The following is a 20,476-nucleotide window of genomic DNA, read 5'->3' on the forward strand; positions in this document are numbered from 1 at the left end:
CCATGTCCGTCGTCACCGACACACCCACCACCGACCACGACCACGACCACGAGGGCGAGCACGCCCCGACGAACCGAGGAGGCGCGTTCGGCGTCGCCCAGCTCGTCGCGGCCCTGCCCGGCGCGCTCCGCAAACTCGACCCGCGCGAGATGTGGCACAACCCCGTCATGTTCATCGTCGAGGTCGGCGCCGCCTACACGACGATCCTCGCGATCGCCGGCCTCTTCACCGGTCCCGAGACCTCGGGCGGCTCGCCCGTCCCCGGCTCGTTCACCTGGGCCATCGCCGTCTGGCTCTGGCTCACCGTCGTCTTCGCCAACCTCGCCGAGTCCGTCGCCGAGGGCCGCGGCAAGGCACAGGCCGAGACCCTCAAGGCGACCCGCACCAGCACCACCGCCCAGCGCGTGGTCTCGTACGACGCGACGTCCGACGCCGGTGCCGAGCGCGCCTCCTCGGAGTCGGTGTCCTCGGCCGACCTCACGCTCGGCGACACGGTCGTCGTGACCGCCGGCGAGCTGATCCCCGGCGACGGCGACATCGTCTGGGGCATCGCCAGCGTCGACGAGTCGGCCATCACGGGCGAGTCCGCCCCGGTGATCCGCGAGTCGGGCGGCGACCGCAGCGCGGTCACCGGCGGCACCCGCGTGCTGTCCGACCGGGTGGTCGTGCGCATCACGAGCAAGCCCGGCGAGACCTTCGTCGACCGCATGATCCGCCTCGTCGAGGGCGCCTCCCGCCAGAAGACCCCGAACGAGATCGCGCTGAACATCCTGCTCGCGAGCCTGTCGATCGTGTTCGTCGTCGTGACCCTGACGTTGAACCCCATCGCGGCCTACAGCGACGCGTCGGTGAGCATCCCCGTGCTCATCGCCCTGCTGGTCTGCCTCATCCCCACGACGATCGGGGCGCTGCTCAGCGCCATCGGCATCGCCGGCATGGATCGCCTGGTGCAGCGCAACGTGCTCGCCATGTCGGGCCGCGCGGTCGAGGCCGCCGGTGACGTCACCACGCTGCTGCTCGACAAGACCGGCACCATCACCTACGGCAACCGGCAGGCGGCCGAGTTCACGCCGCTCGACGGCATCGCCCGGGCCGAACTCGTCGACGCCGCCGCCCGGTCGTCGCTCAGCGACCCGACCCCCGAGGGCAAGTCGATCGTCGACCTCGCCCTGACGACGGGGTGGCACGACGCCGACGGTCAGCCGGGTGAGATCGTGCCCTTCACCGCCCAGACCCGCATGTCGGGCCTCGACCTGCCCGACGGCACGCAGATCCGCAAGGGTGCCGGCAACTCCGTCATCGCCTGGGTCGAGGAGGACCGCCGTCTCGCCAGCACCGAGCACGACGAACTGCAGACCCGCATCGACGAGATCTCGAAAGCCGGAGGGACCCCCTTGGTCGTCGCGATCAAGACCACGGCCTCGGAGGCTCGCGTCCTCGGCGTCGTGTACCTCAAGGACGTCGTCAAGACCGGCCTGCGCGAACGGTTCGCCGAACTGCGCAGCATGGGCATCCGCACGGTCATGATCACCGGCGACAACCCTCTCACCGCCAAGGCGATCGCGGCCGAGGCCGGCGTCGACGACTACCTCGCCGAGGCCACCCCGGAGGACAAGCTCGCCCTCATCCGCCGGGAGCAAGAAGGAGGCGCGCTCGTCGCGATGACCGGCGACGGCACCAACGACGCCCCCGCGCTGGCCCAGGCCGACGTCGGCGTCGCGATGAACACGGGCACCTCGGCCGCGAAGGAGGCCGGCAACATGGTCGACCTCGACAGCGACCCGACGAAGCTGATCGACATCGTCCGCATCGGCAAGCAGCTGCTCATCACCCGCGGCGCCCTCACGACGTTCTCGATCGCCAACGACATCGCGAAGTACTTCGCGATCATCCCGGCCATGTTCGCCGGGGTGTTCCCCGGGCTCGGGCTGCTGAACGTCATGCAGCTGTCCTCGCCGGCCTCGGCGATCCTCTCGGCGATCGTCTTCAACGCCCTCGTGATCGTCGTGCTCATCCCGCTCGCCTTGCGGGGCGTGAAGTACCGGGCGGCGTCGGCGTCGTCGATCCTGTCGCGCAACCTCCTCGTCTACGGACTCGGCGGCGTCGTCGCCCCGTTCGTCGGCATCAAGATCATCGACCTGATCGTCAGCCTGCTCCCCGGCTTCTGAACCGACGCAGACGACGAACGAGAGAGAGACCATGAACACCCGCACCCTGCTCCGCCAGTACGGTGTCGCCCTCCGCGCGATGCTCGTCTTCACCGTCGTCCTCGGCGTGGCCTACACGGCCGTCGTCACCGGGGTCGGCCAGCTCGTCCTGGGCGGCAAGGCGGACGGTTCCGCCGTCCGCGTCGACGGTGAGACCGTCGGCTCGTCACTCATCGGGCAGTCCTTCACCGACGCCGACGGTGTCGCCCTGCCCGAGTGGTTCCAGTCGCGGCCCTCGGCTGCCGGTGACGGCTACGACGCCTCCGCCTCGAGCGGCAGCAACTACGGGCCCGAGAACGAGGACCTCATCGCGGCCGTCGAGGAGCGACGAGCGGCGATCGCCGAGAGCGACGGCGTCGCCCCGGAGGACGTCCCCGTCGACGCGCTCACCGCCTCCGCGTCCGGGCTCGACCCGCACATCAGCCCCGAGTACGCGCGCATCCAGGTCGAGCGGGTCGCCGCGGCACGCGACCTGCCGGTCGCGGACGTCGAGGCGCTCGTGGAGGAGCACACCCAGGGCCGCGACCTCGGCTACCTGGGCGAGCCCACCGTGAACGTGCTCGAGCTCAACGCGGCCCTGGCCGAGACGGGACGCTGAGACCGTGAAGCGGGGGCGGCTCCGGGTGCTGCTCGGCGCCGCCCCCGGCGTCGGCAAGACCTACACCATGCTCGAAGAGGGGACCCGGCTCGCCCGAGAGGGCAAGGACGTCGTCGTCGCCGTCGTCGAGACCCACGGCCGCGAGGCCACGGCGTCCATGCTCGGCGATCTCGAGGTCGTCCCGCGGACGACGACCCTGCACCGCGGCGTCGAGCTGACGGAGATGGACGTCGACGCGGTCCTCGCCCGGAGACCCGACCTCGCCCTCGTCGACGAGCTCGCCCACACCAACGCTCCGGGCTCGGCCCGGCAGAAGCGGTGGCAGGACGTCCAGGTCCTCCTCGACGCGGGCATCGACGTCATCTCGACCGTCAACGTCCAGCACATCGAGTCACTCAACGACGTGGTGGAGAAGATCACCGGGGCCGCCCAGCGCGAGACCGTCCCCGACAGCATGCTCCGGAGCGCCGATCAGATCGAGGTCGTCGACCTCGCCCCCCAGGCGCTCCGCGACCGTCTCGCCGAGGGGAACGTCTACCCGGCGGCCCGCATCGACGCCGCGCTGTCGAACTACTTCCGCCTCGGCAACCTGACGGCGTTGCGGGAGCTGGCTCTGCTGTGGCTGGCCGACGAGGTCGACAGCGCCCTGAAGGCCTACCGGGTCGAGAACGGGATCGACAGCAAGTGGGAGGCGCGGGAGCGGGTCGTGGTCGCCCTCACCGGCGGGCCGGAGGGCGAGACCCTCATCCGTCGTGGCGCCCGCATCGCCGCCCGGTCGTCCGGGGGCGAGCTCGTCACCGTGCACGTCATCGCCCAGGACGGCCTCCGCGATGCGCACCCGGGTGCTCTCTCGGCGCAGCGCGCCCTGACGGAGAAACTCGGCGGCACCCATCACCAGGTCGTCGGTGGTGACGTCCCCGTCGCCCTGGTCCAGTTCGCGAAGGCGATGAACGCCTCCCAACTCGTCATCGGCGTCAGCCGCCGGAGCCGTGTCGCCGCAGCCCTGACGGGCCCGGGGATCGGCGCCACCGTCATCCGCGAATCGGGTGACATCGACGTGCACATCGTGACCCACTCCGCCGCCGGCGGCCGGTTCACCCTCCCCCGGGCAGGAGGCGCGCTGACGCTGCGGCGTCGCCTCCTGGGGGGCGGTCTCGCCGTGGTGCTCGGCCCGATCGTGACCTGGCTGCTCGTGATGTTCCGCAGCGACGAATCGCTCACGAGCGACGTGCTCGTCTACCAGCTGCTCGTCGTGGTCGTCGCGCTCGTCGGCGGGATCTGGCCGGCCCTCTTCGCGGCGGTGCTCTCGGGAGTGACGCTGGACTTCTTCTTCGTCGAGCCCTACGACAGCATCACCGTCGGCCGGCCGCTGCACCTCCTGACCCTCGTCCTCTACGTCGTCATCGCCCTGCTCGTCAGCTACGTGGTCGACCAGGCTGCCCGTCGATCCCGGGCGGCGGCGCGTGCCGTCGCCGAGTCCGAACTGCTCGCGGCCGTCGCCGGGGGCGTCATCCGCGGCCAGGACGCGCTCCACGCGCTCCTGTCCCGCACCCAGGACGCCTTCCGCCTGCGGACGGTCTCCGTCATCGACGTCGACGGTGACGTCGTCGACTCCCTCGGCGCACCCCGGGCCGGCGACGAGACGACGATCGTCCCCGTCGGCACCCGTGCGCGCCTCGAGATGACCGGACCGCCGATGGCGGCGTCCGAGAGGCGCCTCCTCGCGGTCATCGCGGCCCAGGTCGAGACGGCCCTGGAACACAAGGCCCTGTCGGCGACCGCCGACTCCGCGGGGCCGCTGGCGCAGGTGGACCAGGTCCGCACGGCACTGCTCGCCGCCGTCGGACACGACCTGCGGCGGCCGCTCGCCTCGGCCACGGCGGCCGTGACGGGCCTGCAACAAGACGACGTCGTCTGGGCGGACCGCGACCGCGACGAACTCCTCACCACGGCCCACGAGAGCCTCGACGCGCTGTCGGCCCTCGTCACGAACCTCCTGGACGTCAGCCGCGTCCAGGCGGGAGCCCTCGCGGTGTCACGCCAACCCGTCGACGTCGACGACGTCCTCTTCGCGTCCGTGGACGAACTCCAGGTCGACCCCGGACGCATCGAGCTCCGGATCGGCGAGGACGTTCCCCAGGCCGACGCCGACCCGGTCCTCCTCCAGCGCGTCCTGGTGAACCTGCTCGACAACGCCCTCAAGTACGCCCCCGGGGGGACACCGGTGCGTCTCTCCAGCAGCAGCTTCGGGGACGCCGTGGAGATCCGCGTCGCCGATCAGGGGCCGGGGATCAGTCCCGAACGCCTGGACCTGGTGTTCGTTCCCTTCCAGCGCCTCGGCGACACCGACAACACCGCCGGCCTCGGGCTGGGACTCGCCATCTCCAAGGGCTTCACCGAGGGCATGGGGGGCACCCTCCGAGCCGAGGAGACCCCGGGAGGCGGGCTCAGCATGGTCGTCTCCCTTCCTGTGGCTCATCAGACGACCGGGACGGACCACTCGTGAAGATCCTCATCGCCGACGACGATCCGCAGCTCGTCCGGGCCCTCACCCTGACCCTCGGGGCGGTCGGCTACGACATCGCCACCGCCGCCGACGGAGCCGAGGCGCTCCGCGCCGTCGTCGAAGAACATCCCGACGTCGTCATGGTCGACCTCGGCATGCCGCACGTCGACGGGCTCGGCGTCATCGAAGGCCTCCGCGGCTGGAGCAACATCCCGGTCCTCGTCGTCTCGGGCCGAGCCGGCGCCGCGGACAAGGTCGAGGCGCTCGATGCCGGCGCCGACGACTACATCACCAAGCCGTTCGCCATGGACGAGCTGTTGGCCCGCCTCCGGGCGCTGACGCGACGGACGACTCCGACCCCCGATCAACCGTCCGAGACGTTCGGGGGCATCCGGATCGACTTCGTCGCCAAGAGCGTCGTCCGCGAACCGGACGAGGCGATCCGCTTGACCCCCACCGAATGGCGCATCCTCGAGATCCTGGTCAGGAACCCGGGGCGTCTCGTCACACGGGAGGACATCCTCACCCGGATCTGGGGTCCGGCACACACCACTGACGGCGGGTACCTGCGGCTGTACGTCTCCCAACTCCGGAAGAAGCTCGAAGCGGTCCCGGCTCGACCTCGCTACCTCCAGACGGTGCAGGGCATGGGCTACCGCTTCGTGCCCGACGAGCCGAGCAGCTGACCTCGGATGCCACGCGCCTCCTGCCCCCGTCGTCAGGGAAGTACACGATGGCGGTCAGAGGACGGGTGCGCTGAGGGACTCCCTGAGACGTCCGACCCGAACGGGGACGTGGTGATCGAGGACGACGCCCGTCGCCTGGAGGGGGCGGTGCCGCACGAGGTCGAGCACGTCCGGTTCCGACAGGGCGTCGGCTCGAGAGGCCGGCAAGAGCAGCGCGTTGGTCGAGACGTCCATGCCGTGGGTGTTCGCCGCCACGGCCCGCGTGCGCGACAAGACGCCGCGAAGGGTCGAGAAGTGAGACCCCGAGACGCGTCCGGAGGCGCGGATGCGTTCCAGGAGGAGGATCTGGCTCACCGGTCGGAGGTGCCGCAGCTGCGTCTCCAACACGTCGGTCAAGAACCGGCCCGCGTCCCGGGAGTCGCGTCGCGATGCGGCCGAGAAATCGTCGACCTCCAGGGCGAGGGCATCGAACTGCGGCCCCGTTCCGTAGAAACGAGTGGCGACGGGGACCGACGTCTTCGACGTCATGTCCGGTTCGAATCCGCCGGCAACGCGGTGTAGACCTCGTTCCAGCGCGCGAGGTACCGCTCGAGCGAGAGGTGGCCTGACGCGAATTCCCGCTCGAGGGCGACGAGCCGCGCAGCCGTCGCGCGGACGCAGGCGGCGTCACCGAGCACGACCAGACCGCCCGGGGTGCACGTCGAGGACGCCGTCAGCTCTCGCACCGTGGCCCGGAGCCGTGTCGTCATGACGTCGAGGCACAGGAACCCGAGACCGTAGAGGGCCAGAGCGATCGAGGCCGCCACCGGAGCCGGGACCCGGGATGCCAGGACGAGGAGCGACACGGCCGAGCAGATCGCCCCGGCGACGGGCCAGATCTGCCGGAGATGGAGGAGCCTCCTCTCGCGGAGGCTCGTTCCCGGTCGGAACACCCGGAGGGTGATCTGCTGCACGACCGTCGACCGAGCCGGAGCCTGGTCCAACGTGCCCCACGAATGAGCACCGTCCACGACGTCGTGCACGGCGTGACGCATCGTCGGGAGGGCGCCAGGGGTCGTCATCGTCGGCTCTGGTGCCGGCGCAGACGCCCGACCGTGATGTCGCCCGGGCACGGGACCGCCAGGAGGTCGCCGATGCGAAGGTCTCCGGGCAGGTCGGCCACGGCGAGATCGGGCCCCTCGTCCTGCAGGCCGATCACCATGGCCACGTCGTGGGCCGTCGAGATCCGCCCGATCAGACGCAGCTCCCCGATGGCGACGGGCACCGCACCCAGTCGGGCGTCCACCTGGACGACGATCGCACCGGAGCTGTGGCGACAGACGTTGCTGACGGTGACGACGATCGCCGTGGCGTCGTCGACGGTCGACACCCGGCCACCGGAGCGGGGCACGAGGGCAGCGCCCGTGTGGACGCACGGCGTCTCGCAGATGCTCGCCAGGCGGACGAGGGACACCCCGCCGATGACGACGTCGTCCAGGGTCGGACGAGTCCGTTCCGGCCAGGCGTCGGGGACGAACGGGTCGGCGATCACCCGTCGCATCGAGGGAAGGATGTCCGTGAGGGTCATGAACGGACCTGACGCGCGACACGGCGGTCGCAGGTCGTGTCAGGGGTGGCCGGCGATGAGTGCATGAGACAGTCCTAAGCGGCCCAGCCGCGCGAGACGGAGTCCCTTGCGACATCCGAACGCCGTGGCCCCACATCCTGACGCAACCCGTGCGCGAGGACCTCGTCACCCTTCGACGCGGGCCGCCATCCGGGCCGCCCAGGGAGTCTCCGACCGGGCCCCGGCCGCGGTCTGCCGGGGGGCCCCGACCGTCAGTCGGTCGACGGCAACCGGAGCGCCGCGGTGTAGTCGGTCCCGTGCCTCGGGTGGGAGGCGAAGCGGCGCAGGTCCGAGTGATCACCACGGCAGATGGCCGCCGCCATGCGATGGGCGCGGGCGGCGTTGCGGACGGGAGAGTACTGGTCCGCATCCGGTTGCACGGCGGTGAGATCGGCAGCGAGGCGATCGTGGTGCGAGGCCGCGACCTCGAGGTCCCCGCCGCTGTCCCGCGTGATGGTCGCCGCCAATCGCAGCTGCGACTCGAGGGTCTGCACTCCGACGTCGGTGGGCTCGTTCGTCCTCAGGACGCGGACCAGCTCGCCGAGGGCGAGCGTCCGGGCCCAGGCGGTGAGGCGAGACGACTCGCTCACCGGTGACCTGGCCATGTAGCGCTCGATGCGTTCGAGCAGGGGGTCCGTCATGACGTCATCCTCGCAGCCGCCCGTCGTCGTCCCGGGTCAGTCGTAGACGCGCCCCAGCACCCAGCCGCCGTCGGTGCCGAGGACGACCTCGAACATGTGGGTGGTGCCGTCGTCGTCGGTGGCCTGGAAGCGCCAGCCGACGAAGCGACGGGGCGGGTGCGTGATGAAGGCGGGCGTGACCGCCGGCTCGACCCGCAGCTCGGTCGGGGTGTCGCTCACCCGCCACCGTCGGCAGGACCAGACCAGCCGCGCCGGCAGGTCGCGCTCGAACCACAGCGCGACGGGCTCGTGGGTGGTCTGGGTGCTCATGTCGTCCTCCTGCACGTTCGAACGTGTGTTCGAACGGATCGAGTGTAGGTCAGGCCAAAGGGGTGGGCAACCAGATCACGGTCGTCTTCCCGGACAGGGGGTCGAACGGGGTGCCCGGCGCTGGATATGATCCGGCGTGACCCGGCCATCCGACGGCCCGGTCGCCGAAGGGGAACGACCGTGAGCACACCGATCGAGCCGGGCGTGCCCGACCAGCAGCCGCAACAGCAGGGGTGGCCGCAGCCCGAGCAGCAGCCGTCCGGCTGGCAGCCCCACTCCCACTCCCAGCCGCAGCCGCAGGCCCAGGCGCCCTGGCAGCCGTGGCCGACGCAGGACCCCTACGCCGCGCCTCCTGCGTTCCTCCCCGCCATGCCGGTGCAGCCCTCGAAGACGCCGTGGGTCCTCGCGATCGTCGGCACGGCCGTCGTCGCCCTGATCGTCGGCGGCGGGGCCGGCCTGCTCGGCGGGATGACGCTCGCCGGCGGCTCGGCCGGCTACGACGACGGCTACACCTCCGGCGGCGAGGACCCCACGACGTACTTCGGTTCGGACGCGGTCTACGGCGACTACCTCTACCCGCTCGACTTCTCGGGGGTGACCGGCGTGGACGGGCTCGACGTCGGCACCTGCTTCACCGTCGGCGACCTCGGCCGCGAGGGCACCGGCGACGTCGAGACGACCTCCTGCGACGAGGCTCACGACGAGGAGGCCTACCTGGTGAGCGAGCTGGACGGTGGCGCGTTCCCCGGCGGCGTCGAGGTCCTCGACGAGGCGGCCGCCCTCTGCGACGCGGCCTTCGACGACTACGTCGGGGCCTCGTACGACGAGTCCCTCGCCGACTACGGCGTGCTCGCCCCGACCGAGAAGGGCTGGGACGACGGCGAGCGCTCGGTCGTCTGCTACGTGTACACCTACGGCACGAGCCGCGTCGGCAGCCTGGCGGACTCGGGCGTCTAGGCCGGGACGCCGGGCCCGGCGCCGCTCTCGCAGGGCGAGTCGGCGGCATCGGCACCGGCACCGGCACCGGCACCGGCACCGGCGTCGGCACCGACCAGCGACGTCACGACGGTCGGCGCGATCGCCTGTCCCCATCGCCGGTGCATGGTGGCCCACGACAGCAGCTCCTGGTGGTACAGCCCCTCCGAGCGCCACTCGGGGAACGGCACCCACGAGGCGCCGGGCGTGGTGAGGGCGACCCGCGCCGTCAGGGCGTTGAGTCGTTCGATCTGCTGCGTCAGCAGGCGCTTCGCGACCGGCGGGATCGGCCGGAACTCCGCCATCGGCGGGATGCCGACGTAGACGATGCGGCAGTCCGGGCCGGCCGTCTCGCGCACCCGGACCGCGAGGCGACGGAGCGAGGCCTCCCACGAGGTGCCGCTCGTGGCGAGCAACACGTCGCAGATGCCGAGCAGCACCACGGCTGCGTCGGCACGTCCGGCCGGCAGCTCGACCCGAGCGGCCTCGGCGGCCGTCAGCACGGGTGCCGAGACCTCGTGCCACGTGACGCCACGGCCCCGGGCCGACCCGACCAGGCGCGCGGTCTGGCTGGCGCAGGTCAGGTCGTGGGCGAGCACGCCGAACCCCTCGACGGCGATGCTGCCGACGAAAAGCAGGCGGTCGGGGTCGGGGCCGTCCACGGTCATGCGGCGGGCGTCGCGGGGGAAGGGCGCGCGGGCCACCTCGCGCCGGTAGAGCGCGAGGTGCAGGTGGAAGAGGGGCTTGGTGGCCCGCACCACCGCCGCGATCAGGCGGCCGTGTCGGCGGGGGGTCGGGGTCTCGACCAGGGGCATGTGTGTTCGCAATCCGTGCAGTGCAGGAGGCGCGGCCTCCGTCGGTCTCGTCCTGGGGCCTGGGACAGTCTGCCGGTCCCCCGAAAGGAGGACAGGCCCCCGTTGGGGGAGGGGTGGCGCGAATCGGCTGGATTCCGGGCCGGGAGGGGCGAAGGAGGTGCGGCGACGGGGCTGCGGAAGGCGCGCGCTGTCCGCAATGCGAACAGCCTCAGCGAGTAGCTAGATGGCCTAACTACCCCATGGTTTCATTCGTGTGTACCGACTTCACGGGCGGTGCGGGCCGCGGCGCACGAGCCGCGGCCCCCAGAGACCAGCATCACGGGCAGGCAGCACAGGGCTGCCGAGAACGGACACACCATGACACTCCTCACGCCGTCGCGTCGCCGCTCCGACACGGGTCGCAGCCCCTTCTCCGAGGTCCGCGAGACCGAACGCCAGGCGACCCTCTTCGTCATCGCCACGGCGGCCGTCGGGGCGAGCGCCAGCCTCGTCGCCGCCCTCTTCCTCAGCAACGGGCTGTTCCTGTGAACGACGACCTGACGTACGTCGAACTCGCTCCCACCGAGCCCCTCGACCTCTCGATGCTCTTCGAGGCCGACGCGGCCTGACCCCGCAGGGACGCGACGTCCATGCGGTTCCGAGCCGGCGCCTCCTACCCTTGACGCCATGCAGACCCTCGACCCGGCGCGCGTCAGCCCGGCCTCACGGCTCGACGACCGCTACGGCCGACGCCCCGGCCGAGCCCGGCGCTCGCGGCTGATCGCCCTCGTCGCGGGCGGCGTCGTGGCCGTCGTGGTGGCGGCCTGGGTCGTGCTCGTCGCCTTCGACGGCGACTCGGCCGAACTCGAGGTGAGCCACTACGGCTTCACCGTCGCCGGCGACGACGCGGTCGAGGTGCAGTACACGATCAACGTCGCGGGCGGCACCGACGTCGCCTGCGCGGTGCAGGCGCTGAACGAGAACCGCGCGGTGGTCGGGTGGAAGGTCGTCGACCTGCCCGCCGTCGACACGTTCACCCAGACCTACACGACCTCGCTCGTGACCAGCGAGCGTGCCGTGACCGGCTCCGCTTACCGCTGCTGGGTGCCCTGACCGGTCGCGAGGCCGACCGCACCTCCACGAACGACGCGACCCGCGCCTCCTGCAGGAGGCGCGGGTCGCGTTCGTCGGGCGGCGTCACCGCCCGGCCGGGTCAGGAGGCCTGTGGCACCCGGTTCGCCTTCGCGAGGTTGGCGACGAGCTCGTCCTTCGTCTGGCGCACGACGTAGGCCGGACGGTCACGCTCGACGCGCCAGCTCTCGGACAGCGGGCTGACGTCGACGGTGTCGAAGCCGAGCTCGTCGTAGAGGTCGGTCATCAGGGCGACGGCCTCGGGCGAGTCGCTCGACGTGGCCAGGGCGCGGCGGTCGGGGGTCCCGGCCGGGGCGACGTCGGTGGTGATGTCCTTGGCCATGATGTGGTTGAAGCCCTTGACGACCTTGCTGGTCGGAAGGTGGCGCTGCAGCATCTCGGACACCGTGTCGGTGCCGGCGTCGAGGGCGGCGATGTGGCCGTCGCGCTCGAAGTAGTAGTTGTTCGTGTCGATCACGGTCTTGCCCGCGAGCGGCTCGACCGGCACCTGGTCGACGTTCTTGAGGGGGACGGTGACGACGACCACGTCGCCTGCCGCACCGGCCTCGGTCGCGGTGGCGGCCCGGGCCTTCGGGCCGAGGTCGGCCACGAGGTCGGCGAGGGTCTCGGGCCCGCGCGAGTTGCTGATCACGACGTCGTGCCCGTGGGCGATGACCGCCCGGGCGACCTGGCTGCCGATGTTGCCTGCTCCGATGATTCCGTAAGTTGTCATGGGCAACTCAACCGGCGGCCCGCTCGATGCCTTCCCGACGATGCCGTTCTCCCAGGGCATCGCAAGGTCCGGGCGGCTCGTGCCGTGATCGCGGGTGGTGGTCCCGGGTGGTGCCCGTGACCCCGTCGTGATGCGATCGTCACCCGCGCCACCGTCACCTGATGGCCCCGCATGCGACAGGATGGACCCCACACGAGTCACGAGGGGGAGGCGATGGCCGCGCCACAGCAGGACGACGCGCTCGATCGCGTCCTCGCCGAGCGCTACCGCTTGCAGTCCGTCGTGGGCCGAGGGGGCATGGCTACCGTCTACAAGGCCGTCGACGAGAGCCTCAACCGCACGGTCGCGATCAAGGTCTTCCACAGTGCGATGGTCGATCCGGCCCGACAAGAGGCCGAGCTCGGCGTGCTGTCCAGCCTCGAGCACCACGGCCTCGTCGGTCTCTTCGACGCCGGGGTCGAGCAGGGGCCGAACGGTCCCCAACGCTTCCTCGTGATGCCGCTGATCGCCGGGCTCAACCTCGAAGACCGTCTGCGGCACGGCGCGCTCGCCGCGCGGCACATCGCCGAGATCGGCTACGACATGGCCGAGGCGCTCGACTACATCCACGGCCACTCGGTCGTGCACCGTGACATCAAGCCGTCGAACATCCTGCTCGTCGACTACGGCGACCACGAGGCGGCCCGTGCCCGGGCCAAGCTGGCCGACTTCGGCATCGCCCTCACCGAGGACGTCGAACGACTCACGGCCGAGGGGGTCACCACCGGCACCGCCGCGTACCTCAGCCCCGAGCAGGCGGTGGGTGGCGAGGTCGGCCCCCCGAGCGACGTCTACAGCCTCGGCCTGGTGCTGCTGCAGTGCTTCACGCGCCGGCGCGAGTTCCCCGGGTCTCTCGTCGAGTCGGCGGTCGCGCGACTGTCCCGCGACCCGGTGCTGCCCGAGCCGCTGCCCGAGCACTGGCGTCAGGCCCTGCGCGCCATGACCAGCCGCGACCCCGCGCAGCGGCCGACCCGCGCCGAGCTCGTCGCGATGATGCGCGACGTGGTCATCACCGAGACGACGGACCACCGGGACGGCGTGGGCGACCTGTCGACCGGCGACGGCTCGATGCGCGGGGGCGACACCGAGCCGTTCGACCACAGCGAGGTCCTCGACACCCTGCCCAACGAGGCGCTCGACCGCGTCACGGCCATGGCGGCCCGCCTGTTCTCGGCGCCCATCGCCCTGGCGACCGTGATCGACGAGGACCGCACGTGGTTCACGACCCACTACGACCCGGCCGTGGGCGACATCGCCCGGCACATCGACCTCTCGCTCGGCGCCGTGCACTCCTCCGAGCCCCTCGTCATCGAGGACGCCGCGACCGACCGACGCGTGGCGACCAGCCCGCTGGTCACCGGGCCGCTCGGCATGCGGTTCTACGTCAGCGTGCCCCTCACCCGACGCGACGGCCACACGATCGGCACGCTCTCGGTGATCGGGCGTGAGCCGAGCACGGCCAGCGACGAGCAGGTCGCCAACCTCACCGACCTCGCGGCGCTCGTGGTCGCCCAGCTCGAGCTGCGACAAGAGAGCCTGCGGATCGCCGGCACGACCACCGGCAGCGTGCCGCACGCCTCGCGCGTCGACCTCGACACCGAGTCGTGGAGCCCGTCCGACCGCTGACGTGCGGCAGACTTGCCCGGTGACCGTCGAGCTCGTGCCCTCCGTCGCGAGCGAGACCAGCGCCCCCGTGGCTGCCGCCGTGCCCGCCCGCGTCGCGGCCTTCCCCCGCCTGCGCTACATGGGCTCGAAGTACGCGCTGCTGCCCGTGCTGCACGACGTCTTCTCGAGCGTCGCGCCCGTCCCTGCCCGCGACCCCGAAGGCGAAGGAGGCGCGGTTCGGCTCTCGACTGCGATCGACGCCTTCAGCGGGTCGGGCGTCGTCTCGTACCTCATGAAGGCGGAAGGTCGCCAGGTCGTGAGCAACGACTTCCTGGCCTTCCCCGCGGTCATCGCCCGCGCCTCCGTCGTCAACGGGTCGACGACGCTGTCGGACGACCTCGTCGACGAGATCTGCGGCCCGCCCGCCGACGATCGCGACGTCATCCGCCGCACCTTCGACGGCGTGTTCTTCTCGGCCGACGACCGGGCGTTCCTCGACTCGGCCTGGTCGCACGTCGACCGGCTCGACGGCGCCGAGCGCGACCTGGCGATCGCCGGCCTCGTGCTCGCCGCGGCGCGCAAGCAGCCCCGGGGCGTCTTCACCTTCACCGGCGCGCGCTACGACGACGGCCGTCGCGACCTGCGGATGACCATGGCCGAGCAGTTCCGGGCGGCCGTCCGGGCCTACGGCGCGACCGTGTTCGACGACGGCCTCGCGCACGAGGCCGTCGAGGGCGACGTGGCCGACCTGAGGCGAGCGCCCGCCGACCTGGTGTACCTCGATCCGCCCTACGCGCCTCCTCGGGACGACGCGGACTACATGAAGCGGTACCACTTCCTGCAGGGACTGGCCGTGTACTGGCGGGGGCAGACGATCATGACCGAGACCAAGACGAAGAAGATCGTCAAGCTGTTCACGCCGTTCGCCTACCCGCGGACGGTCGACGACGCCCTCGTGCGCACCTTCGAGCAGTTCGCCGACGCCGGGGCGCTCGTGCTCTCGTACTCGTCGAACGCCGTGCCGAGCCGCGAGCACATCGAGCAGCTGATGCGCACGGTCAAGCCGCACGTCGAGGTGCGCGTGGTCGACCACACCTACAGCTTCGGCACGCACCGCACGGCGACCCGCACGGCGGCCACCGAGTACGTCTTCGTCGGGAGGGACTGACCGTGACGATCCCCACCTTCGACGAGTACGTGGCGTCGCTCGGGCGCATGACCCCGCACGTCGACCCGACCGCCCCCTCGGCGGCGGCGACCGACCTCGGCCGGGCCGCGGCGAGCCTCGGCGAGCTGCCCGTCGTCGACCGCGACCACCTCGCCGAGTGGACCCGGCAGCACCCGGCGTGGGTGCCCGCCCTCGGTCTCGCCGTGGGGCTGTCGCAGGAGAAGCTGCGCAACTCGCTGCGGCACGCCTTCGACACCCCGAGCTGGCTGACGCTCGCGCGGGGACGGGCCGACGAGCTGGTCGCCCACCTCGACGACGAGTTCGAACTCGTGCGCCTCGTCGCGTCGCAGCGGCACCGCACGTACGACTTCGGCGACCTGCTCTCGGCGCGGGCCGGCACCCGGGCGTCGGCGATCCGCGCCGGGGTGTCGGGCCGCCGGCTCGAGGACGAGATCGAGGCCATCGCCCGCGACCTCGGGCTCGCCTGCGGCACGCGGACGCGGTTCACCGGTCGGGCGAACCGCACGGCGCCGTGCGACCTGGTGATCCCCTCGGCGGAGGAGCCCGCGATCGTCGTCGCGGCGAAGGGGTTCGACTCGACCGGTTCGAAGCTGACCGACGCCGTGCGCGAGATCGAGGAGATGGCCGACGTGCGGCTGCCGCGACAGACCGTCATGGCCGTGATCGACGGGATCGGCTGGAAGAGCCGCCAGGCCGACCTCAAGCGCATCCACCAGCTCTGGGTCGACCAGCAGATCGACGGGCTCTACACGCTGTCGACGCTCGACCGCTTCCGGGCCGACCTGGCCGACGCCGCACGGCTGCGCCGCCTCATCCCGTAGGGCCCGAGCCGCGACCTACGGCCTGAACGGGCGAGTTCGTCGTCGGCGGGCCGTCGCGCTCGCCCGCCCGCCTCGGACTCGCCCGTTCTGGTGCCCGTTCTGGCACCCGGCGCCGCGGTCGACGCGGGTCAGGCGGCGGCGTGGGGTGCGTCGACGGCGCCGACGCCGTGGCGGTCGAACGCCCGGCCGAGGTCGAGCAGCGTGTCGGCGAGGGCGCCGTGTTGCGACGCCGGAACGACGTCGGCGAACGCGGCGGCGTAGGCGCTCGCGATGGCGGTGGTGACCTCCACGCCGCGCGGGGTGCGGCTGACGATGACGCTGCGACGGTCGGCGGGGTTGCGGCGGCGGTCGAGGTGGCCTGCCTCGACGAGGCGATCGACGAGGTTGGTCATGGCGCCCGACGAGAGGTCGAGGTGGTCGGCCGCGCGCTTGGGGGTGACCAGGTCGTCCGTGGCCCACACGTAGAAGAGGAACCGGATGTCGGTGTCGCCCAGGCCGAAGAGGTCGCCCTGGTGGTCGAGCACGCGCGAGTGGTTCAGCATCAACAGCCGGAACGACTCGAGCAGGCGGCCGAGGTCGCCGGGGGCGAGGCCGGGGTCGAGACCGGGGTCGGCCCGGGGTGGCGAGATGAGCAAGGGGTCCTCCGTGACACGTCGAGCGTGCCGTCCGTGGCACCCGCTCAGTCAACAAGAATCTCGACGATCGTGACACCCCCACCACTGGGGACATGCTTCGCCTTGCGTGCCTCTCGGGTCCTGAGTAATTTGATTGTCGTACCACTTGAGAACAACGACCACTCGAAACCAGAACGGTTCGGGAGGTGAGCTTCTCACCGGCGAGGCCCCTGAGTCGCCTCGCCGGAGTGGCCCCCGACATCCCCTTGTTCCCCCTCTCGCCCTTGGAGTTCACCATGTCCCGTCCCACGCCCCGCATCGCCCGCATCGCCGCCTGGATCGCCATCCCCGCCGCCCTCGTCGCCTCGGGCATCGTCGTCTCGACGGCGTCGTACTCGGCCTTCTCGTCGACCACGGTCAACCCCACCAGCAACTGGACCGCCGGCACCGTCGCCCTGACCGACGACGACAGCAACACCGCGCTCTTCACCGCCACGAACCTCAAGCCCGGCCAGACCGGCAGCAACTGCATCGCCGTCACCAGCACCGGCTCGCTCGCCTCGGCCGTCAAGCTCTACGGCACGGGCGCCGCCACGACCAACAACCTCGCGTCGAACATCACGCTGAGCGTCGTGCAGGGGACCGGCGGCGGCTTCGGCTCGTGCACCGGCTTCACCCCGCTCTCGTCGGGCTCGAGCCTCTACAGCGGCACGCTGGCCGCCTTCGGCACCAGCTACACGAACTACTCCAACGGCGTCGGCACCTGGGCCCCCACCGGCACCGCGTCCGAGACCCGCACCTACCAGGTGACCTACACCGTCTCGAACACCGCCCCCAACACGACCCAGGGCGGCACCGCGAGCCTCGGCCTCACCTGGGAGGCCCAGAACAGCTGAGGCCCGAGCCCCGGCTGAACCCCGCACCACCGCAGCACGGCACCACCGCACCACCGCACCAGGCGGCCCGACACCGCATCACCCGCACCACCCCCGAGCAGAGGCACCCATGAGCACGATCGACCTGAAGCTGCGGCCCGCCACCGCAGCCGCGGCCTCGATCACCGTGCCCCTGGGTGCCTCTCGTTCGTGGCTCGACTGGACGCGCCTGGCCCTCGGCACCGCGTCGCGCGTCGTGCTCTACTCGCTGCTCGGCCTGATGGTCTACGCGGCCGCCCCCGCCGCCCTCGGCTGGAGCCCCACCACCGTGATGACCGGCTCGATGGAGCCCCGCATCCACCCCGGCGACGTCGTCGTCGCGAAGCCCGTGGCGGCGGCCGACGTGCACCGTGGCCAGGTGCTGCTCTTCGACGACCCCGACCAGGCCGGCCACCTGCGTCTGCACCGCTACCACGACAACGGCCAGGCCGGGCAGATCGTCACCAAGGGTGACGCCAACCCCAGCGTCGACTCGACGCCGATCGATCGCAGCGCCGTCATCGGCGTCGGCTTCCTGCGCGTGCCCTACGTCGGCACACCCTTCGTCTGGGCCGCGGGCCACCAGTACGGCCACCTGCTGGTCACCGGCGGACTGCTGATCCTCGTCGTCCTGCTGAGCCGCAACGACCGGTACCTGCTGCGTGACGACCGTGACGAGCGCCCCGCGTCGCCGCGGGTGACCGCCCCCGCAGGCCGCCGCGTGCAGCGACGACGCGAGCGGCGCCTCCGTCGCCTCCGGACGGCAGGAGGCGCGATCGGCCTGGCAGCGATCGGTGGCGGTCTCGCACTCACCCTCGTCGTCTCGGGCGGCGCGCACGCGGCGTTCGCCGCGCCCACCGCGAACCCGACGTCGAGCTTCGGTGCCGGGAACTACGACTGCCTGCAGGACACCTACAACTCGCAGACCTCGTACGGCTTCCCGTACAACGAGACGTCGGGCACGACCACCGCCGACGGCAGCTCGTTCGCCCGCGTGGGCACCCTGAGCGGCGGGGCGACGTTCGCCGCCGGCTCGTGCGCCACCAACCAGAGCCCCTACCTGCAACTCGACGGCACCGGCCAGGTCACGACCGCGGTCAACCTCACCGGTCAGGCCGCCTTCACGATCGAGACCTGGTTCCGCACGACCAGCGCCGCCGGAGGCACCCTCGCCGCGTTCACCGCCGCGCAGACCGGCACAAACACGACCGCCGACCGTGCGCTCTACCTCACCACGGCGGGCAAGATCGCCCTCGGCGTGCGCCCCACCTCGAGCACGACCAAGGCCACGAGCACGCCGGTCTCGTACAACGACGGTGCCTGGCACCACGTGGTCGCCACCCTCTCGGGCACGAGCACGATCATCTACGTGGACGGCGTCGCGGTCGTCACCGACACCACGAACAAGACCGTGCAGACGGCCGCCGGTTACTGGCGCGTGGGCTACGCCCCGCTCAGCGGCCTGCCCTCGGCTCCCACGAACGGCTTCTTCGTCGGCTCGGTCGACGGCACGACGATCTACAACAACTCGGCCCAGACCGCCTCGGCCGTGCAGGCCCGGTACGCGGCCGGCCGCTGACCGACCGCAGCCGCCCGGTCAGCCGGCCAGCGCCTCCTCGATGACCGCGACGACCTCGGGGGCGTCGGGCTCGGTCGTCGGACGGAAGCGGTGCACGGCGCCGCCGGGGGTGATCACGAACTTCTCGAAGTTCCACTTGACGCGGCCGGCCTTGCCCTCGGCGTCGGCGGCCTTCTTCAGCTCGGTGTAGAGCGGGTGCTCGCCCCGGCCGTTGACCTTGACCTTCTCCATCATCGGGAAGGTCACGCCCCAGGTGGCCGAGCAGTACTCCTCGATGGCCTCGCCGCTCGAGAGCTCCTGGAAGAACTGGTTGCTGGGGAAGCCCAGCACCGTGAAACCCTGCTCGCCGTACTGCTTCTGCAGCGCCTCGAGCTTCTCGTACTGGGGTGCGAGGCCGCAGCGCGAGGCCACGTTCACCACCATCACGACCTTGTCGGCGTAGGCGCCGAACGTGGTGGACTCGCCGCGGATCGTGGTCAGGGTGATGTCGTCGAGGCTCATGTCGTCGACCGTAGGCCCGCCTGCTGCGAGCCCGCTCGCCGCCCGCTCGCCGCCCCGCTCGCCGCCCGCTCGCCGGCCCTCTCGCTGGCCTGCTCGCTGGCCTGCTCGCTGGCCTGCTCGCCGGCCCGCTCAGTCGCGCCTCCGTTCCCTCCTCCTCCGTCCCGCCGCGAGCTCAGTGCGGCGGCCACCTGTCCCACCCCCAAGGTCGCCGCCTTGCACCCCTCGCCCTGCCTCGTCAGCCTGCCGCAGTCGGCAACTCCTGACCCGTGTGTCGCCGAGGTGGAGCGAGCCGCCAGGCCCTGCGTCCTCGTGGTCCGAGCACTCGCGGCAGTGAGGAGTTCCCGACACCTGCGACGGGTCGCGGACCGCCCGCCGTCCGGATGAGAGCTCTGATCGCGCCGACCGTCACGCCCCACATGTCTTGCACCATCACCGTCCCCGCCCGGAACGGGACCAGACCGTCGTGGGCGATGTCGGCGTCCTTGAGTCGATCCTTGTCGAAGCGTGTCTCGTGGTGCGCTCTTCCATCGGTCTCGAGCCCGATGATCCCGTCGACGACCATGTCGATGATCTTCGAGGTGCCGGAGACAGGCACCTGGCGGGCGACGTGATGCCCTGCCCGCCGCAACCTCGTGCCCGCCGCGCTCTCGAGGATGCTCTCGGCGCCCGGATCGCTCCACGCTACGAGGCCGGCCGCGTCGGCACGTCTCCGGGACAGCACCTCGGCCGCGTCGTCGTCGCCCTCGACGATGCCGGCCCGTCTGGCCCAGTCGACGAGGATGACCGCATCCTCGAACGATCGCGTCTCGACGACTGCCCGAGCCAGGGCGTCACGAGGGTCGACGGCCCAGGTCGAACCCCGATCAGAGAGTTCGACTGGGTCCCACACGACTCGGACTCCACGCCGCCGTCGCAGCCGCGAAGCGGTCACGGGTACCGACACCGTGACCGGCGGACGGGTCCACGTCCATGCCCCCAGCTGATGCAACGCGGATGCGCCGGTGAGTCGACCACCCACGGCGACCGCG

The 20,476-nt window shown here is 71.5% G+C and carries 22 protein-coding genes; 12 read left to right on the top strand and 10 right to left on the bottom strand.

Annotation, left to right across the window (positions count from 1 at the left end):
* The first annotated feature begins 2 nt into the window (after window positions 1-2).
* From kdpB to ASG28_RS14235, 4 genes are read left to right on the top strand one after another with little or no spacing between them, the layout of a single operon-like run.
* A complete protein-coding gene (gene kdpB / locus ASG28_RS14220; protein WP_055976365.1) occupies window positions 3-2,168 on the top strand; it encodes a potassium-transporting ATPase subunit KdpB in 2,166 nt (721 codons plus the stop codon).
* Window positions 2,169-2,199: 31 nt separating this feature from the next.
* Window positions 2,200-2,805, top strand: coding sequence for a potassium-transporting ATPase subunit KdpC (gene kdpC, locus ASG28_RS14225; RefSeq protein WP_055976368.1), 606 nt, complete (start codon window positions 2,200-2,202; stop codon window positions 2,803-2,805).
* A 4-nt stretch (window positions 2,806-2,809) separates the two neighbouring features.
* Entirely contained in the window at window positions 2,810-5,311 is a 2,502-nt protein-coding gene (locus ASG28_RS14230) for a DUF4118 domain-containing protein (RefSeq protein WP_055976371.1), read from the top strand.
* Window positions 5,308-5,997, top strand: a complete 690-nt coding sequence (locus ASG28_RS14235) for a response regulator transcription factor (RefSeq protein WP_055976373.1) — start codon at window positions 5,308-5,310, stop codon at window positions 5,995-5,997. The genes ASG28_RS14230 and ASG28_RS14235 overlap by 4 nt, the downstream gene beginning before the upstream one ends.
* Window positions 5,998-6,051: 54 nt before the next feature.
* On the opposite strand, the gene ASG28_RS14240 is transcribed toward ASG28_RS14235, so the two are convergent.
* The 5 genes from ASG28_RS14240 to ASG28_RS14260 form a co-directional block, all read right to left on the bottom strand.
* Window positions 6,052-6,525: a hypothetical protein gene (locus tag ASG28_RS14240; protein WP_055976375.1), complete on the bottom strand. Its 474-nt coding sequence runs from the start codon at window positions 6,523-6,525 to the stop codon at window positions 6,052-6,054.
* Entirely contained in the window at window positions 6,522-7,058 is a 537-nt protein-coding gene (locus tag ASG28_RS16560) for a DUF6611 family protein (RefSeq protein WP_055976377.1), read from the bottom strand. The genes ASG28_RS14240 and ASG28_RS16560 overlap by 4 nt, the downstream gene beginning before the upstream one ends.
* Complete coding sequence (locus ASG28_RS14250; RefSeq protein ID WP_055976379.1) at window positions 7,055-7,564, bottom strand: hypothetical protein; 510 nt, start codon at window positions 7,562-7,564, stop codon at window positions 7,055-7,057. Before ASG28_RS14250 ends, ASG28_RS16560 begins: the two co-directional genes overlap by 4 nt.
* Before the next feature lie 251 nt (window positions 7,565-7,815).
* Complete coding sequence (locus ASG28_RS14255; RefSeq protein ID WP_055976381.1) at window positions 7,816-8,244, bottom strand: hypothetical protein; 429 nt, start codon at window positions 8,242-8,244, stop codon at window positions 7,816-7,818.
* A gap of 36 nt (window positions 8,245-8,280) precedes the next feature.
* The gene (locus ASG28_RS14260; RefSeq protein WP_071257780.1) at window positions 8,281-8,553 is read right to left on the bottom strand and encodes a hypothetical protein; all 273 of its coding nucleotides are present in this window, start codon (window positions 8,551-8,553) and stop codon (window positions 8,281-8,283) included.
* 180 nt (window positions 8,554-8,733) lie between these two features.
* Here ASG28_RS14260 and ASG28_RS14265 point away from each other — a divergent pair, with 180 nt between their 5' ends.
* Window positions 8,734-9,510, top strand: coding sequence for a septum formation family protein (locus ASG28_RS14265; RefSeq protein WP_055976387.1), 777 nt, complete (start codon window positions 8,734-8,736; stop codon window positions 9,508-9,510).
* Here ASG28_RS14265 and ASG28_RS16565 read toward each other — a convergent pair.
* Entirely contained in the window at window positions 9,507-10,343 is an 837-nt protein-coding gene (locus ASG28_RS16565; RefSeq protein WP_055976390.1) for a GDSL-type esterase/lipase family protein, read from the bottom strand. The two genes, ASG28_RS14265 and ASG28_RS16565, sit on opposite strands and share 4 nt — an antisense overlap.
* 357 nt (window positions 10,344-10,700) lie before the next feature.
* Here ASG28_RS16565 and ASG28_RS16570 point away from each other — a divergent pair, with 357 nt between their 5' ends.
* On the top strand, window positions 10,701-10,871 hold the full coding sequence (locus ASG28_RS16570; protein ID WP_157485827.1) for a hypothetical protein: 171 nt from the start codon (window positions 10,701-10,703) through the stop codon (window positions 10,869-10,871).
* Window positions 10,872-11,009: 138 nt separating this feature from the next.
* The gene (locus ASG28_RS14275) at window positions 11,010-11,435 is read left to right on the top strand and encodes a DUF4307 domain-containing protein (protein WP_055976393.1); all 426 of its coding nucleotides are present in this window, start codon (window positions 11,010-11,012) and stop codon (window positions 11,433-11,435) included.
* A 100-nt stretch (window positions 11,436-11,535) separates the two neighbouring features.
* On the opposite strand, the gene ASG28_RS14280 is transcribed toward ASG28_RS14275, so the two are convergent.
* Complete coding sequence (locus ASG28_RS14280; RefSeq protein ID WP_255351275.1) at window positions 11,536-12,246, bottom strand: NADPH-dependent F420 reductase; 711 nt, start codon at window positions 12,244-12,246, stop codon at window positions 11,536-11,538.
* A gap of 153 nt (window positions 12,247-12,399) precedes the next feature.
* On the opposite strand from ASG28_RS14280, the gene ASG28_RS16685 reads away from it, so the two are divergent.
* Genes ASG28_RS16685 through ASG28_RS14295 form a run of 3 tightly spaced genes read left to right on the top strand, consistent with a single transcriptional unit; the run spans window position 12,400 to window position 15,840 of the window.
* Window positions 12,400-13,851 carry a protein kinase domain-containing protein gene (locus ASG28_RS16685; RefSeq protein WP_082454843.1) on the top strand — a complete coding sequence of 484 codons (1,452 nt, stop codon included), beginning with the start codon at window positions 12,400-12,402 and terminating at the stop codon, window positions 13,849-13,851.
* Between the two features lie 19 nt (window positions 13,852-13,870).
* The gene (locus ASG28_RS14290) at window positions 13,871-14,998 is read left to right on the top strand and encodes a DNA adenine methylase (RefSeq protein WP_235477966.1); all 1,128 of its coding nucleotides are present in this window, start codon (window positions 13,871-13,873) and stop codon (window positions 14,996-14,998) included.
* Between the two features lie 2 nt (window positions 14,999-15,000).
* Window positions 15,001-15,840 (top strand): hypothetical protein, encoded by an 840-nt coding sequence (locus ASG28_RS14295; RefSeq protein WP_231567108.1) that lies wholly within the window; start codon window positions 15,001-15,003, stop codon window positions 15,838-15,840.
* A 128-nt stretch (window positions 15,841-15,968) separates the two neighbouring features.
* Here the strand turns inward: ASG28_RS14295 and ASG28_RS14300 are convergent, their stop codons facing one another.
* Window positions 15,969-16,475, bottom strand: coding sequence for a MarR family winged helix-turn-helix transcriptional regulator (locus ASG28_RS14300; protein WP_055976400.1), 507 nt, complete (start codon window positions 16,473-16,475; stop codon window positions 15,969-15,971).
* A 275-nt stretch (window positions 16,476-16,750) separates the two neighbouring features.
* Between ASG28_RS14300 and ASG28_RS14305 the strand changes: the two genes are divergently transcribed.
* Complete coding sequence (locus ASG28_RS14305) at window positions 16,751-17,350, top strand: hypothetical protein (RefSeq protein ID WP_055977732.1); 600 nt, start codon at window positions 16,751-16,753, stop codon at window positions 17,348-17,350.
* A 109-nt stretch (window positions 17,351-17,459) separates the two neighbouring features.
* Entirely contained in the window at window positions 17,460-18,947 is a 1,488-nt protein-coding gene (locus ASG28_RS14310; protein WP_055976402.1) for a signal peptidase I, read from the top strand.
* An 18-nt stretch (window positions 18,948-18,965) separates the two neighbouring features.
* On the opposite strand, the gene ASG28_RS14315 is transcribed toward ASG28_RS14310, so the two are convergent.
* Complete coding sequence (locus ASG28_RS14315) at window positions 18,966-19,448, bottom strand: glutathione peroxidase (protein ID WP_055976405.1); 483 nt, start codon at window positions 19,446-19,448, stop codon at window positions 18,966-18,968.
* Window positions 19,449-19,683: 235 nt separating this feature from the next.
* On the bottom strand, window positions 19,684-20,337 hold the full coding sequence (locus tag ASG28_RS16690) for a hypothetical protein (RefSeq protein ID WP_055976407.1): 654 nt from the start codon (window positions 20,335-20,337) through the stop codon (window positions 19,684-19,686).
* Window positions 20,338-20,476 lie beyond the last annotated feature (139 nt).

The organism is Frigoribacterium sp. Leaf415 (genome assembly GCF_001424645.1).
Lineage (GTDB): Bacteria > Actinomycetota > Actinomycetes > Actinomycetales > Microbacteriaceae > Frigoribacterium.